The following is a 14,989-nucleotide window of genomic DNA, read 5'->3' on the forward strand; positions in this document are numbered from 1 at the left end:
GTTTACAAACCAAATCAATGTTACTTATGAATCAGTTCATTCGGTGGGGAAGTCTGTTTATACTCATAGCAGGACTTGTCGGCTTCATTTCGTCCTGTAAGAACGACGATTCACCCGCTCCGGTGCTCAGCATCACGGCTGTCAGCCCAACAACGGCACCCGTCGGCACAACTGTTGTCCTGACCGGTACTAACTTCAACTCGACTCCAGCCAGCAATACAGTAACCTTCGGTGCGGTTTCTGCTTCAGTCGTTGCCGCTTCATCGACCCAGCTATCGGTTATTGTTCCCGCTAGCGCCGGTTCGCCCATTTCGGTAACGGCCAACGGTCAGTCGGCACAAGGGCCCACTTTCGCGTTAAGTGCAAAACCTGTTATCACAAAGGCTGGTAGTATCACGGCCAGCGAAACATGGACAGCGGGTAACGTCTACCTGCTCAAAGGGTTTGTCAACATAAAATCAGGTGCGGTCGTAACCATTCAACCCGGAACGATCATCAAAGGAGGTACCGTGGACGAAGATCCGACCGGTTCGAAAAAAGGGGGTACGCTGATCGTTGAGCAAGGTGCCCGTCTGGAAGCATCCGGTACCGGGCAACAGCCTATTGTCTTTACCTCGAACCGTGCGGCTGGTGCCCGGAATTATGGCGACTGGGGTGGCATTGTCTTGATCGGCAAAGCACCACACAACCGGCCCGCCAGCCAGGCAACTGAAGGTGGTATCGGCATTCAGCTTGGCGCATTCACCGAGTCTACGGACAATTCGGGAACGTTGCGCTACGTGCGTATTGAATTTGGCGGTATCGCGCTGACGAACGAAGCCAACAGCGAAATCAACGGATTGACGATGTACGGTGTTGGATCGGGTACAACGATCGATCACGTGCAGGTTTCCTACAGCGGTGACGACTCCTACGAGTGGTTTGGTGGCACTGTTAATGCCAAATACCTGGTTGCTTACCGTGGTTTCGACGATGATTTCGATACGGACTGGGGCTATACCGGTAAAGTACAGTTCGGTGTATCATTGCGCGATCCACAAGTAGCTGACCAGTCGGGTTCTAACTGCTTCGAGTCGGACAACTTCAACTCCGGTGAAAATGCAGGCGGTACACCACTGACGGCTAATAACGGTCTGCCGTTGACACAGCCAACTTTCGCCAATTTCAGCGGCTTTCTAACGAGCGGTACGCCAAGTACTGCATCAACGTCGAGCACAGGTGGTAGCGGCTCGTATCAGTCGGCCATGCACCTGCGTCGGAACACGGCCATCAGTATCATCAACTCGGTATTTGTTGGTTATCCCGAAGGGCTGCGTCTGGACGGTACAACAACGGGTACGCTGACCAATGCGAACAATGGTAACCTGGAAGTACAGGGGGTAACGGTAGCCAACTCGTTGACAGCTGTTCGGGGCGCGGGTAATATCACGAACGATCAGGCAACGACCTATTTCTCGCTGGCTGCTCGTAAGAACACCATCATTGCATCGACGGATCTGGCTTCGCTATTGCTGAATGCGAGTAGCTTCACCCTTACGTCGCCAAACTTCATGCCGGGTTCGGGCTCTGCACTGTTAGCGTCAGCTAACGCTATAACAGGTGGTAAGCTCTCCGATGCGTACTTCGTGTCGGCTCCCTACCGGGGTGCGTTCAATACCGAAAACTGGCTGTCTGGCTGGACCAATTTCGATCCAAAAAACACAAACTACGATCAGTAGACTACTCTTATATTTTCATATTGGTGTCGCACGAAAGGGCTGGAGCTTTGCTCCGGCTTTTTTCTTTTACCGGCTAGGCTAATCTCCAGCTTGGCCTGTCAATCTAGCCATCAAAGCCAAGTCGGAGCTTGGTTTTAGTCAGACTAGCTGTTCGTTATTCCGGTAGCGTGCTGGCAAAAACGAAGAAGATATTTTTACACAATCGGCAAATTCTGTTACCTGAATACTAGAAGTGCGTCTAACACCCGATTAACTCTATTGAACTTTAAGAGAGTAGCCGCATGTTCAAAAAATTATGCTGCCATCAACAGCCCTGTAGTTTTTTATTACGGCTGTCAGTTTGTTTGGGCGCTCATGAATCGATTGATGTTGAGCGTCAGTATACTGGTAAGTGATCCGCCACTTGCCAGCCTCGCGATTATACCACTACTATTGTCTAACCTACTATCACTGTAACGGATGATTTCTAAAAAAGCCAAGTACGCTATTAAAGCGCTTAAGGTATTGACCGAAGAGTATGGAAAAGGACCCGTGCTGATTTCATACATCTCAGCGAAGGAGAATATTCCCAAAAAGTTTTTGGAAGCGATCCTTCTGGACCTTCGTAACCACGGCATTCTTCAAAGTCAGAAAGGCAAGGGAGGAGGTTATCTGTTGCGTGTCGATCCGGGGCGGGTCAATCTGGCCCAGGTCCTGCGGGTTATCGACGGACCTATCGCGCCAACGCCCTGCGTATCGTTCAATTTTTACGTAAAATGCGATGACTGCATCGATGAGGTAACCTGCGCACTGAAGCCGATTATGGAGCGCGTTCGGGATGCTAATCTGGGCGTTTATGAAAACACATCGTTGCTTACGTTTCAAAATCTTGACTCACTCGAAACGAAAGAAATTGCCATTGGAGCCGGCAGTGCTGAACTGGCCGAAACGTCAGCTAACCGAATGACAGCCTAGCCAATTTTTATATAAAAAAAGGGGTTTATTCTGACTCAGAATAAACCCCTTTTTTGTCGATTATTCTATTGGGGCTGGTGTTCTTTCCGAAGCAAATCGTTGACCGTTTTGACCGGATTGAATGTGATCAGCGGAACCTCCACGAAAATTGTGTTCCAATCGGCCATAGCGCCATTCCATAGACCAGGCAGCTCCTGGGCTTTGAGCTCCTTACCGTCCTTCGATTTGGCCGTGATAAATCCGGTTAGCGGATCGCGGTAATTGACCAGATCGTACTTACGACCGTGATGATCTTTCAGGCCACAAACCAGATCTACCGGGTTGAAGTGCGTCGCTTCGTCGAAAATGGCTTTCTGTTGCGGATTGTCCAGGTCAATCTGTGCCGATTCAACGACCTGAAGCGATACCGATCCATCCTGATTTCGGGCCCAGAAAGGACCGCCACCGGGTTCGCCCACGTTTTTAACCATTCCGCAGGCGCGCACCGGACGATCTAGTTTCTTGCGGAAGTACGCTAGTTTTTCTTCTTTGCTAAGGTTCTCAAAGCCTTCGGGGGGGAGCGTGAACAGTGTCCGCCGGAACAACTCATCGGCTTCAGCCAGATAGCCGTCGCTTACCTCATGCTCACCTTCCAGCAAGCCCTGTAACCGGGCAATCTGCTGCTGTGCATCGAGCAGTACAGCCGCTAGAACTTTTTTATAAGTAACGGTTTGCTCTTTGATATCATCCGGAACAACGTTGTCGATGTTCTTGATGAAGACGATATCCGCGTCAATGTCGTTGAGGTTCTCGATCAACGCACCGTGCCCCGCCGGGCGGAACAGCAGAGAGCCGTCGGGATTACGGAAGGGGGAATTGTCCGGATTAACCGAAATCGTATCCGTCGATTTTTTTTGCTCAGAAAAGCTGATCGCAAAGGTTACGCCAAGCCAGGCTTCATAATCAGCACGCTGCTCGTCGATGAGCGTTTCAAAGCGTTCACGGTGCTCGGGCGATACGGTGAAATGAAGTTTCACCAACCCGTCGGAATTGGCATAGGCCGCTCCCTCGACCAGATGTTCTTCAACGGGCGTACGTGGCCCGTCGGAATAGCGGTGAAACTTGAGTAGCCCTTTGGGCAGACTACCATATTCCAGCCCCTGGTCAGTCAGTAAGAACCGCAGAACCGTTTGACGAAGGGCTGGCTGCCAGTCGTTTTCGGCTACGGCTTTGTCTAGATCCTCGCCTTTGTCGGCCATCACCGCTTTCAAATCATCGTAGAAGGCGAAGTCGGTTAACCGGGCAAAGAACTCGTCCGTCGCTTTGTCTGACTTACCATCCAGCGCGGCAAACAACGACTTGAACATGCGGGTAGCGGCACCGGAAGCGGGGACAAATTTAACCAGATCGCGCTCATGAGCCGCTGTATCGAACCGATGAATATAGGCTGCCAGTTGATCGTCATCGATGCGGACAATACCGTCGCCGATGGTAGCGGCTTTGATAACATTCAGATACGGGAAACCATTGACGAAGTACGCTATCTGCTTATCAATCTGCTCAGAGGAAACGCCCTGTGCCAGAATCTGGTCCTGATCTTGCTCAGTAAATTGCATAAAGGGAATGGGAATAACAACGTTAGGAACGAAAGGCAAATTGGCTATTTCGCGATTATCACGCAAATCAAATTTTTGCTCAAGTGCGGTAATTTAGGGACTGGGAGACCAGCTAGTTGAGTTTAACCGGCGAATGGGAAAATTGTTAACCCATATAAGGCTATTTCTGATTGGTCCGGTTCTTCTACCTTTGCCCCATATTCTATACGATTATCATGAAGTTGATCGCCTTCGACGCCGACGACACGCTGTGGGTCAATGAGCCTAATTACGTCAATGTGAAAGACAAACTGTGCGAACTGCTCTCGCACCATATCGACAAGAAAACCCTGTCGCACCGGTTTTATGATGCTCAGATACGTAATCTCCGGCTTTTTGGTTACGGAGCCAAAAGCTTTATTCTGTCCATGATCGAAACGGCGATCGAGCTGACGGATGGACGAATTACGGGGCACGAAATTCAGCAGATCATTGATGTCGGCAGGCAATTGCTGGATTTCCCCATCGACGTACTCGATGGGATTCCGGATGTTCTGGACACGCTTTCCCAACAGTTCGACCTGATGGTGCTGACAAAAGGGGATCTCTTCGATCAGGAGAGTAAGATCGCCCGGTCGGGGTTGGCCCACTATTTCAAGCACGTCGAGATCGTCAGTGAAAAGAACGAGCAGGCTTACCGGGGAATTTTGAAACGATACAACGTTCAGCCCAGCGAGTTTGTCATGATCGGTAACTCCCTGAAATCAGATATTTTGCCAGTTGTGCACATTGGTGGGCGGGCTATTCACATTCCCTACTCGGTTACCTGGGAGCACGAGCGGGTCAGCGAGGAGCATCTGGTCGGAAAGTCGTTCACAACGCTGGAAAGCGCCCGTGAGCTGATCGATCTATTGACGAAGATGACGACTACTGACGTATTGTGAAGGCGTCGGCATCCAGATTGGCCGGAAATTTTTCGCGGAAAGTCCGCAAATCGTCCAGTGATAGCGTTTGCTGATGAATCGCTTCACGATCGGTCTGCCTGAACAGAACATCACCTTTGAAGTCAATCAGGGCGGAGTCACCGGCGTAAACATGACCATTTCCGTCTTCGCCGACGCGGTTAACGCCAGCCACGTAACTCAGGTTTTCGATGGCACGCGCCTGAAGGAGTGTATTCCAGGCCGTGCGTCGGGGAGCAGGCCAGTTGGCTACGTAGAGCAGCAGATCGTACGCAAAATCGGTGGACGTTTCGGTTCGGTTACGACTCCAGACCGGGAAGCGCAGATCGTAGCAGATGAGCGGGCAGATCCGCCAGCCTTTCCATTCTTTGATCAGTCGCTGTTCGCCGGCGGTGTAGATACCATCTTCGCCCGCCATCCGAAACAAATGCCGTTTGTCGTAGCTGTCGAACTGTCCATCGGGCTGCATCCAGATGAGACGGTTGAAATAGCTATTTTTTTCCTTCACCACGTAACTACCCGTAACGACGGCTCTGGTCTGGGCTGCCATCTGTTTCAACCATCGGAACGTTGTCAGGTTCATTGGCTCGGCCATCGCCTGCGCGTCCATGGTGAAGCCAGTGGTGAACATTTCGGGAAGAACGATCAGGTCGGTCGGTTCGGCCAGGGAAAAAATCTGCTCCTCCAGCATCGCCCGATTCGCCACGGGATCGTGCCAGTATAAGGTAGGCTGAAGGAGCGTGATATTCATGAGTGATGGCCGGACTGGTAGTTGCTCAACTGACTGGCAGCGGTATTACTTCGGAAACTTCATCCGGTATTCTGCGTCGGTCTTTCCTTTCGTGATGTCGGAGAGTTTTTTCTTGATCAGCTGCCGGCGGAGCGTGGGCAGGTAATCGGTAAAGAGTTTACCTTCCAGATGGTCATACTCATGCTGGATAATGCGGGCCGCCATGCCATCGTATTCTTCCTCGTGCTCGTTCCAGTCAGTATCCAGGTAACGGATAACGATAATTTCGGGTCTGAACACTTCACCCCGAATACCGGGAATGCTCAGGCAGCCTTCTTCAAAGCCCCAGTCATCGCCAGCTTCTTCAATGATTTCAGGATTGATAAAGACCTTTTTGAACCCAATCAGGCTCTGATCGATGTCTTCTTCTTCCTCATCTTCGTTCAGTGGTTCGCCATCGACCACGAACATACGAACGCTTTGACCAACCTGCGGTGCCGCCAATCCGATACCTGAGGCCGCATACATGGTGTCGTACATGTTTTCACTCAAGGTCTTGACATCAAGACTACCGGGTTCAATGTTTTTGGCCCGTTTTCGCAGTACCGGGTCACCGTAGGCAATTATTGGGAGAATCATATCTTTAATAATGATCGATAACGAACGCATAATAGCTGAGTGCGGACTGACTCATACCGGATATGGTCATCATCGATCTTTTTTGCTTTCCATATACGACTGAAGAATGATCGTAGCACTGACTTTGTCAATATTACCCTTCACCCGACGGTCTTTTTTACTGCTTCCACTGGCAATCATCGCTTGCAGCGCCATAACTGACGTGAAGCGTTCATCATGCCAATAAACCGGAATCTCGGGCAAAGCGTTCTGCAAATGCGTCACGAACTTCCGAACGCGGGGGGTGTTGTCCGTGTCCGTTCCATCGAGCCGCTTGGGCAATCCAACGATAAACGCTTCGACCAGTTCACGGGCGACGTATGCTTTCAGGTACTTGATCAGTTCATGAGACGGCACGGTTTCCAGCGCCGAAGCAATGAGCTGCAACGGGTCCGTTACTGCAATACCCGTCCGTTTTGCTCCGTAATCGATAGCTAAGAGTCGCGCCATATCAAGCGCAAAGGTACAACATTGAGGGAAGTTTGAGGATACTATTTTGTCACAGTGTCAGAAGTTCGCGTAGTTGAAACACACGAATACAGACCAGTTATGAAACAGGCTAATGCTCATTCGCTCTGGTTTGCAACTGTAAATTGACCAGCATTTTGGCCTAATCAAGATCCCGCCTGGGCCTGGTGTCTACGGTAACGGGCCAATCGGGAGCTTAGTCTAGCTAAACCGTTGGTAGAGCGCTAGTTCGAGTTGATAGTAGAGACCGTCAAGTCGGACTGAGGTGCGAAATTCCGCTGCCGGTTCGCCAGCCGCTCGTGAATGGGTCCGGATTTTTCTTTCAGGAAGCCCCCTGATCCGTTCGTGAAAAACGCCTTTATCTCAGCCATGATGGATAGGGCAATTTCGTCGGGTGTTTCGGCCCCCAGATCCAGACCAATGGGCGCATGAACCCGGTCCAGCCCCGCTTCGGAAAAAGTCAATCCATCCTTTTCAAACTCGGCCTGCATCTTATCAAACCGTTTGCGCGGACCTAACATGCCAATGTAGGGAACATCAGTCGTTAATAGTGCCTGTAGGACAGCCCGGTCGTAATTGAAATTATGCGACATCAGTACAGCCGCTGTTCGGTTCGTAATCGTAAGCTTATCGAGAACGGCCTGCCGATCGGCAAAAAGTACGCAGGTGGCGACCGGAAACCGCTTGGGAGCCAGATGGGCCACACAATCGTCGGTGACGGTAACGTGCCAGCCAAGATCGCGGGCCAGCTTCGCCACGGGAACCACATCGTAGCCAGCGCCAAAAATAACCAGTTCGATACCGGGGTCGATCCGCTCAATGAACACCTCCGCACTTCCTGCTTCTACGGAGTAAGCCTGCGTCAACGGTTTGCCCGTGTCGAAGACCGTCAACATATCATCCTGTAACCAGTCTGGAATCAGATTGGCCGTCTGATCGGTAAGAACGAATCGATTTCCCGCGCTGAGGCCGGTAGAGTCATCGCTTTTCAAGACGGTCGCCAGCACCCGAACGTCGCGTTTTTGAATGAATTCATCCAATAACGCCACTGGATTCTGAGCATCGGTTGGATCGATCGGTTCAATCAGAATGTCAATGATACCGTTGCACCCCAGCCCAACACCGAAGCTGTTCGCACCGTCATCCATCGTGTCATAAGTGACAACGATGGGCGCGCCATCGAGCATCACCTGACGCGCTTTCCGGAGTGCATCACCTTCCAGGCAGCCGCCACTGATGGCCCCTTCCCAGCGTCCATCGTCGGTAATCAGCATCCGCGCACCTGGCCGACGGTATGACGATCCTTCGACCCACACAACGGTAGCCAATGCGGCTTTGCGTTGCGAAAAGTCGATTTGCCCAAAAACCTCAACAATGCGGACTATTTCTTTCATGAACGATGATGCTTTTTTGACCGGGATAGGACCCCCGTTCGTCGTGCTATCCCGGCTGGAATAGAGGTAATACAAGAACTATAACGGTATCGATACGAATCTGTTTTATGTATTGAGGATAGCTTACCCGCCTGAGAAGGATTATCCAGATCAAACATGAGCATTGGGTGGGATGGCCAGAATCGCGCTCAATCATTCGCCTGTCTTCTGTTGACATAAGTTCATTACCAGCAGGTAGCTCAAGTTACGCAATTTTGTCCGAATAGTCTCTACACAACGCATTCCAGATCATGTAGCGGATGGTAAATCACCCCCCATTCATATAGTCCAGATCAATAGCCCCCGTGTGACTATTTGTCCCCCGTGCGTCAGTCCATAAACTTCCGGTATGGCGATTGAGCACGAACGGCTGGTTTACGGTCTAAAAAGCTCGATTCCTTAACATAAAGACGCATCCGACGGTTGTGTACATGGATACAACACACAAGACTATGGAAACAACCTCGGCAAAAGAACGCGAAATCGGAATTGGAGTTATTGGTATGGGTGGCTTTGGTCTGTTTGCCGTTCAGCAATTTTTACAGACACCTCATACAAAACTGGTGGCCATTGCCGGATCGAAACGGGAAGAGGCCGTTCGAACAGCCAAGCGATTCGGAGCCGAGCAGTTGGGTAGTCTTGAAGAATTAGTGAGTCATCCGGGGGTCGATGTGGTCTACATTGCCACACCACCGTTTCTGCATTACGAGCAGGCCATGCTGGCTCTGAACGCAGGTAAACACGTAATCTGCGAAAAACCGCTGGCCATGAATCCCGAACAGGGTCAGGAAATGCTTGACACCGCCCGGCAAAAGGGTCTGCTGATGGTCACGAACCTGATGCAGCGGTACAACCCGATGTTTGCTCGTATTAAACACCTGATCGATAAAAAGTTACTCGGCGATTTTCTGCACGGCTATTTCGAAAACTACGCCGGTGATGAAGGATTATCGCCTGAGCATTGGTTCTGGGATCGGGAAAAGAGCGGTGGTATTTTTATCGAACACGGTGTCCACTTCTTCGATATGTTTGCGGGCTGGCTCGGTCAGGGAACCGTTAAAGCGGCTCAGATCGTGAAACGTCCGGACAGCCAAGATATTGAAGATCAGGTTCAGGCTACGGTTGAATACGGTGACGATGAAACGGGTCGAAAACTGGTTAACTTCTACCATGGCTTTACCCAGACGGGCCGCATGGATCGGCAGGAAATGCGTCTTCTTTTTGAGCGGGGTGACATTACCCTTCAGGAATGGGTACCAACCCGAATGGTCCTGCGCTGTGTTGCCGATGAAGAAACGACTCGCGCCTTACTGGATTTGTTCCCCGGTGCCCAATTGAACGTAACCGCCAATATTGGTGGCAAGGATCAGCCGTTGCGCGGACGTCATAAGGAGTTCAACGCTTACCAGCAGATAGAGATCAAATTCGGGTTTGAAATAGAGAAGCAGCATCTCTACAGCGAGTTGCTCCGGCTTATGTTCCGGGATCAGGTCAACGCCATTCATTACCCTGAAATGCACCGAATTATTCGGGAAGAAAACGGATTGGACTCGTTGCAAACCGCCGTAGATGCAGATCAGATGGCTCGACAGTCATTCGAATAAAAGGGTTGGTGGGACACATTAATAAAAAAATTTAAAAATATGGGCTGACAAGCCTTTCGGGCAGTACGAACTCCCTGATTTTTTGCGACATTTGCGCTGTCTTACCAATTCCTCCGCATAGCGCATGACCTCGGAGTCTCAACTACTCGACAACCCGGACGGGCAACTACCAGGCGACTTATTGACCGGCACGTCCATGCTGGGCACATCCATGCTGGGCGTGGATTCACCTACGGGTGGTCCAATCCAGTCGGCCATTACGTACGAAAAAATTCCTACTCACATCTATGCCGATGCCAAAGATGCATCGCGGGCTGTGGCTCAGGAAATTGCAGACTTGATTCGGCAGAAACAAAGCGAAAACAAACCCTGCGTATTAGGGCTGGCAACCGGGTCATCACCCAAAACGGTTTATGCCGAACTCATTCGGATGCACCGCGAAGAAGGCCTGAGCTTTCATAATGTCGTTTCGTTCAATCTGGACGAATATTATCCTATGGAGCCTGATTCGCTGCAAAGCTACTGGCGGTTCATGCGGGAGCAATTGTTCGATCACGTTGACATTCCGAAAGGAAACTATAACGTACCGGACGGAACCCTTCGACCCGACGAGGTTGCCGGATTTTCGAAGAAATACGAAGCGGCCATTGAAGCCGCTGGCGGACTGGACTTTCAGCTGCTCGGTATCGGTGGTAACGGCCACATCGGCTTCAATGAACCGGGGTCGCTCGTCAATTCGCACACGCGGTTGATGATGCTCGACAACTCGACCCGAGCCGCAGCCGCAGCCGATTTTGGTGGTCTTCCAAAAACACCCCGTAAAGCCATTACCATGGGCGTTTCCAGCATCCTGGGTGCTCGGCGTGTGGTGTTGCTGGCCTGGGGCGAACGCAAAGCACCTGTTATTCGTAGTGCCGTTGAGGGACTGGTTACTGAACTAAACCCAGCCTCGTATCTGCAAACGCATCCGAACGCCCTGTTTGTGATCGATACCGCAGCGGCTTCTGAGCTGACCCGTATGAAAACACCCTGGTTGGTGGATTCGGTTGTATGGGACAACAATATGAAGAAGAAGGCGGTCACGTATCTGTCACTAGCCCTTAGCAAACCAATTCTGAAGCTGACGGACCGCGACTACAACGACAACGGTATGAGTGACCTGCTGGCCCAGTATGGTCAGTCGTACGACATCAATATCGACGTTTTCAACCAGCTTCAGCATACCATTACGGGCTGGCCGGGTGGTAAACCCAACGCCGACGATACCAACCGTCCGGAACGGGCGCAACCCGCCAAAAAACGGTGCTTGATCTTTAGTCCGCACCCCGATGATGATATTATCTCGATGGGCGGTACGTTCCAGCGTCTTGTCGATCAGGGTCACGAAGTACACATCGGTTATCAGACATCGGGCAACATTGCCGTTGCGGATGATGAAGCCCTGCGTTTTGCTGACTACGTTGTCGATTTCAATACCAAGTTTGGCATTGATAGTCCCGAAGCAACCCGGATTTTCCAGGATGCCGCTGCATCGCTGCGGGAAAAGAACGATAGCGAAATGGATACCATTGAAGTACGCTACGTGAAAGGACTGATTCGCATGGGCGAAGCAAAGTCTACCTGTCGGTTCGTAGGTATTCCGGTTACGCAGGCTCACTTCATGAACATGCCTTTCTACGAGACGGGCAAAGTGGCCAAAAAACCGCTCAGCGAGGCCGATATACAGATCACAATGGCCGTAATCGAAGCGATCAAGCCGCATCAGATCTACGCAGCTGGGGATCTTGCCGATCCGCACGGTACGCACAAAGTGTGCCTGGACGCTGTGCTCGAAGCCGTTCGTCGCCTGAAAGATAAAGACTTCATGAAAGATTGCTGGGTTTGGCTTTATCGCGGAGCCTGGGCGGAGTGGGATATTCACGAAATCGAAATGGCCGTACCAATGTCGCCCGATCAGGTGACGAAAAAACGGTTCGGTATCTTCAAGCACCAGTCGCAGAAAGATGGCGTCGTGTATCAGGGAACCGATTCGCGGGAGTTCTGGCAACGTGCCGAAGAGCGCAACCGGGGCACGGCGGAACTGTACAACCGATTAGGTTTGGCCGAATACGAAGCTATGGAAGCTTTCGTCCGCTGGCGCTTCTAACGTACTACGGACTGCTAAGTATAAAATTGAGTACTGCCTGCCCCAATCTGGAATAGAGAGGGCAGGCTTTTTTGTGTCCTTTACCAGTAAAAGTGCTTCGTCAGCGAAAATAGCCTACGCCTTTCTTCCTGAAAAAAAAGACGACAATGCCGAAGATTGATGAAAAGGAGAGTTGCGTAAAATCCATTAAAATTTCGCTGAAGTTTCATTGTAATATAGATTTTAGATATCATTGTATGATTATATAATAGTTGTATTATATCGGGCCGTTTATCAACACGATGACGAGACAAAATAAATATCGAACCCGCCGGTTATTTGACCTGCATGAATTCATTCAGGATCACTTCACCAAGTCGGACTGGATCAAGGTGGGCTACCTCACCGATAGTGTCGAATTGATCGAAGATCATCCGCGACTGCTCCGAAGTCTGGACTTTAAAGATGATGATTATGAGGGAAATAGCTTACAGGTATTGTCAAAACTGATCAGCGAAAGCAGCGGCAATCTGCACGAGCTTGAGCATTTTGTGGAAGCCAAAAAAGCAACCATGACGCGACCCGTTCGGGAAGTGCCGGATTTTGTTTCGACCGTTCACACCGCTACGCCAGATCGGGTTATCACATTTGCTCCGGATGTATTCCGAATTCCGGACAAGCAGGTTGAATCGAATGTGCTCTCCGTTATGATGCCGTTTGAAAGTAGATTCAACGGAACCTATACCGCCATCCGGAACGTATGCGCTAAATTGGGTATTGCCTGTAAGCGGGCCGATGATATCTGGGACAATAGTATTCTGATTCAGGATGTGTTCGATCTGATTTATACGTCGAAGGCGGTTATCACCGATTTTACGGACCGCAATCCGAACGTGTTTTACGAGACGGGCGTAGCGCATACGCTCGGCAAAATTGTCATTCCCATCACGCAGTCCGTCGGTGATATTCCATTCGATCTGCGGCATCACCGCGCCCTAACGTACTTGTCGAACACAGAAGGTTTATTGAAACTGGAAGCCGATCTGGAAAAGAAACTGGCAAAAGTGTTTGGTTGACCTTTTAGCCTTACTTGTCGTATATTCGGGGAAACCTTCGCTCCAACGATCCCCGGCTTTTTATGCAATCGTTCGTTTCGACAAGTACGGCCAACGTTCAGAATTCCCCGCTTGCTTCCAGTCGGTTGCTGTCCCTCGACTTCTTTCGGGGTTTGACCGTTGCGGCTATGATTCTGGTCAACAACCCCGGTGACTGGGGCCACATTTATGCCCCACTGGAACATGCTCCGTGGAACGGCTGGACACCCACTGATCTGATTTTTCCCTTCTTTCTGTTCATCGTCGGTGTATCGATTACGTTCGCCCTGGCCGGAGCCAAAGGACAAGCTACGCTGGCAAACGGCATTGTCGGAAAAATTGTGAAGCGTAGCCTGACGCTGTTCCTGCTTGGGCTTTTTCTTAATTTCTTTCCGAAGTTCGATGTGTCAACCGTACGGATTCCGGGCGTGTTGCAGCGAATCGCACTGGTGTATCTGGCCTGTTCGCTTATCTTTCTGAAAACGACCCCACGTCAGCAACTTTATCTGCTCGTTTGTTTACTGATTGGCTACTGGCTGGTAATGACGCAGGTGCCCGTTCCTGGCGTTGGTTACGCAAATCTCAATCCTGAAACGAATCTGTCCGCCTGGTTCGACCGGACGTTTATCACTCCCGCCCACGTTTACAAACCCGCTAAGGTCTGGGACCCGGAAGGGTTGTTGAGTACGCTCCCCGCTATCGGAACCGGACTGTTGGGCGTTTTGACCGGAACCTGGTTACGCGCGAATCGATCCGCAGCCGAGAAAGTCGCCGGACTTTTTACCGCTGGCTGTCTGGTGGCTTTGGCCGGCCTAATCTGGAACAGTTTCTTTCCGATCAATAAAGCATTATGGACCAGCTCCTTCGTTCTGTTGGCCGGTGGCCTGGCTATGGTTGTTCTGGCCCTCTGCTACTGGCTGATTGATGTAAGAAATGCCCGCTGGGGTGTGTTGCCATTTGTAGCCTTCGGGGTAAATGCCATCACCGTATTTTTTCTGTCCGGACTGATTCCGCGCATCATGAACCTGATCCACGTAAAGCAGGCAGACGGGACGGAATTGGGGTTGAAAGAGTATTTGTATCGTTCCTTCATCGTCCCGCTTTTTGCCGATCCGATCAACGCGTCACTGGCCGGAGCGTTGACCTTCGTACTGATCTGGTTTGGCATTCTGTGGTGGATGTACCGAAAAAATGTTATTATTAAGGTGTGAGTCAGCACACAAAGGACCTTAAAGAACAGATCGAACGCATCCTGCGCTGGGAGCCATCCTCACATTGGCGGCCCCGCGATTTTGCGCAGTTGAGCGAGCTTATCCAGATACATACACGACAGCCTGTAGACGCACGGGCCCTACAAATATTCTGGGAGACATCCGAACTGAGTTCCCCTGACATGCTGGATACGCTGGCCAATTTCGCTGATTATGCCGATTGGAACGATTTCTACACCCGGAACCAATATGGTACGGTGGCCATTGACGACGAAACGGCGCTGACGCACCCGCCAATGTGGGAAATCCCGATACGATGGGTCATTATGATCTACTGGTTTTCTGTTGTTGCCTCCATCGTCGTCGCATTTTTGTTAGTGTGGAAACGATAAACGTTTCGGGGCATTAACGCGTTAATTAATTAAGAATAACGACGAT

At 50.8% G+C, this 14,989-nt stretch carries 13 protein-coding genes; 8 read left to right on the forward strand and 5 right to left on the reverse strand.

Translation table 11 applies throughout. The annotated features are described in order from the left end of the window. Positions 1-26: 26 nt before the first annotated feature. A complete protein-coding gene (locus GK091_RS00315; RefSeq protein WP_164034659.1) occupies positions 27-1,718 on the forward strand; it encodes an IPT/TIG domain-containing protein in 1,692 nt (563 codons plus the stop codon). Between the two features lie 459 nt (positions 1,719-2,177). Then, positions 2,178-2,672, forward strand: a complete 495-nt coding sequence (locus tag GK091_RS00320; protein WP_164034660.1) for an RrF2 family transcriptional regulator — start codon at positions 2,178-2,180, stop codon at positions 2,670-2,672. 65 nt (positions 2,673-2,737) lie between these two features. Here GK091_RS00320 and GK091_RS00325 read toward each other — a convergent pair whose 3' ends face one another. Beyond that, positions 2,738-4,267, reverse strand: a complete 1,530-nt coding sequence (locus GK091_RS00325; RefSeq protein WP_164034661.1) for a DUF4301 family protein — start codon at positions 4,265-4,267, stop codon at positions 2,738-2,740. A gap of 215 nt (positions 4,268-4,482) precedes the next feature. Between GK091_RS00325 and GK091_RS00330 the strand changes: the two genes are divergently transcribed. Next, positions 4,483-5,190: an HAD family hydrolase gene (locus tag GK091_RS00330; RefSeq protein WP_164034662.1), complete on the forward strand. Its 708-nt coding sequence runs from the start codon at positions 4,483-4,485 to the stop codon at positions 5,188-5,190. On the opposite strand, the gene GK091_RS00335 is transcribed toward GK091_RS00330, so the two are convergent. The 4 genes from GK091_RS00335 to GK091_RS00350 all read right to left on the reverse strand — a co-directional run bounded on the left by GK091_RS00335 (position 5,174) and on the right by GK091_RS00350 (position 8,478). After that, on the reverse strand, positions 5,174-5,959 hold the full coding sequence (locus GK091_RS00335) for an amidohydrolase (RefSeq protein ID WP_164034663.1): 786 nt from the start codon (positions 5,957-5,959) through the stop codon (positions 5,174-5,176). The two genes, GK091_RS00330 and GK091_RS00335, sit on opposite strands and share 17 nt — an antisense overlap. Positions 5,960-6,004: 45 nt before the next feature. Then, positions 6,005-6,577 (reverse strand): peptide deformylase, encoded by a 573-nt coding sequence (gene def / locus GK091_RS00340; RefSeq protein ID WP_164034664.1) that lies wholly within the window; start codon positions 6,575-6,577, stop codon positions 6,005-6,007. 69 nt (positions 6,578-6,646) lie between these two features. Further along, positions 6,647-7,066 carry a Holliday junction resolvase RuvX gene (gene ruvX, locus GK091_RS00345; RefSeq protein WP_164034665.1) on the reverse strand — a complete coding sequence of 140 codons (420 nt, stop codon included), beginning with the start codon at positions 7,064-7,066 and terminating at the stop codon, positions 6,647-6,649. 242 nt (positions 7,067-7,308) lie between these two features. Continuing rightward, the gene (locus GK091_RS00350) at positions 7,309-8,478 is read right to left on the reverse strand and encodes an XdhC family protein (protein ID WP_164034666.1); all 1,170 of its coding nucleotides are present in this window, start codon (positions 8,476-8,478) and stop codon (positions 7,309-7,311) included. A 491-nt stretch (positions 8,479-8,969) separates the two neighbouring features. Between GK091_RS00350 and GK091_RS00355 the strand changes: the two genes are divergently transcribed. From GK091_RS00355 to GK091_RS00375, 5 genes are all read left to right on the forward strand, one after another. Next, positions 8,970-10,121: a Gfo/Idh/MocA family protein gene (locus GK091_RS00355; protein ID WP_164034667.1), complete on the forward strand. Its 1,152-nt coding sequence runs from the start codon at positions 8,970-8,972 to the stop codon at positions 10,119-10,121. Positions 10,122-10,245: 124 nt separating this feature from the next. Then, on the forward strand, positions 10,246-12,267 hold the full coding sequence (nagB, locus tag GK091_RS00360; protein ID WP_164034668.1) for a glucosamine-6-phosphate deaminase: 2,022 nt from the start codon (positions 10,246-10,248) through the stop codon (positions 12,265-12,267). Positions 12,268-12,548: 281 nt separating this feature from the next. Beyond that, positions 12,549-13,322, forward strand: a complete 774-nt coding sequence (locus GK091_RS00365; RefSeq protein WP_164034669.1) for a hypothetical protein — start codon at positions 12,549-12,551, stop codon at positions 13,320-13,322. A 62-nt stretch (positions 13,323-13,384) separates the two neighbouring features. Continuing rightward, positions 13,385-14,551 (forward strand): acyltransferase family protein, encoded by a 1,167-nt coding sequence (locus GK091_RS00370; protein WP_164034670.1) that lies wholly within the window; start codon positions 13,385-13,387, stop codon positions 14,549-14,551. Further along, the gene (locus tag GK091_RS00375; RefSeq protein WP_164034671.1) at positions 14,548-14,943 is read left to right on the forward strand and encodes a hypothetical protein; all 396 of its coding nucleotides are present in this window, start codon (positions 14,548-14,550) and stop codon (positions 14,941-14,943) included. The genes GK091_RS00370 and GK091_RS00375 overlap by 4 nt, the downstream gene beginning before the upstream one ends. The last annotated feature ends 46 nt before the right edge of the window (positions 14,944-14,989 follow it).

Source organism: Spirosoma agri (genome assembly GCF_010747415.1).
GTDB classification, from domain to species: domain Bacteria; phylum Bacteroidota; class Bacteroidia; order Cytophagales; family Spirosomataceae; genus Spirosoma; species Spirosoma agri.

Coding starts and splice junctions, on each gene's coding strand:
- GK091_RS00315 (WP_164034659.1), top strand. CDS start 27: ATGAATCAGTTCATTCGGTGGGGAAGTCTGTTTATACTCATAGCAGGA.
- GK091_RS00320 (WP_164034660.1), top strand. CDS start 2,178: ATGATTTCTAAAAAAGCCAAGTACGCTATTAAAGCGCTTAAGGTATTG.
- GK091_RS00325 (WP_164034661.1), bottom strand. CDS start 4,267: ATGCAATTTACTGAGCAAGATCAGGACCAGATTCTGGCACAGGGCGTT.
- GK091_RS00330 (WP_164034662.1), top strand. CDS start 4,483: ATGAAGTTGATCGCCTTCGACGCCGACGACACGCTGTGGGTCAATGAG.
- GK091_RS00335 (WP_164034663.1), bottom strand. CDS start 5,959: ATGAATATCACGCTCCTTCAGCCTACCTTATACTGGCACGATCCCGTG.
- def (WP_164034664.1), bottom strand. CDS start 6,577: ATGATTCTCCCAATAATTGCCTACGGTGACCCGGTACTGCGAAAACGG.
- ruvX (WP_164034665.1), bottom strand. CDS start 7,066: ATGGCGCGACTCTTAGCTATCGATTACGGAGCAAAACGGACGGGTATT.
- GK091_RS00350 (WP_164034666.1), bottom strand. CDS start 8,478: ATGAAAGAAATAGTCCGCATTGTTGAGGTTTTTGGGCAAATCGACTTT.
- GK091_RS00355 (WP_164034667.1), top strand. CDS start 8,970: ATGGAAACAACCTCGGCAAAAGAACGCGAAATCGGAATTGGAGTTATT.
- nagB (WP_164034668.1), top strand. CDS start 10,246: ATGACCTCGGAGTCTCAACTACTCGACAACCCGGACGGGCAACTACCA.
- GK091_RS00365 (WP_164034669.1), top strand. CDS start 12,549: ATGACGAGACAAAATAAATATCGAACCCGCCGGTTATTTGACCTGCAT.
- GK091_RS00370 (WP_164034670.1), top strand. CDS start 13,385: ATGCAATCGTTCGTTTCGACAAGTACGGCCAACGTTCAGAATTCCCCG.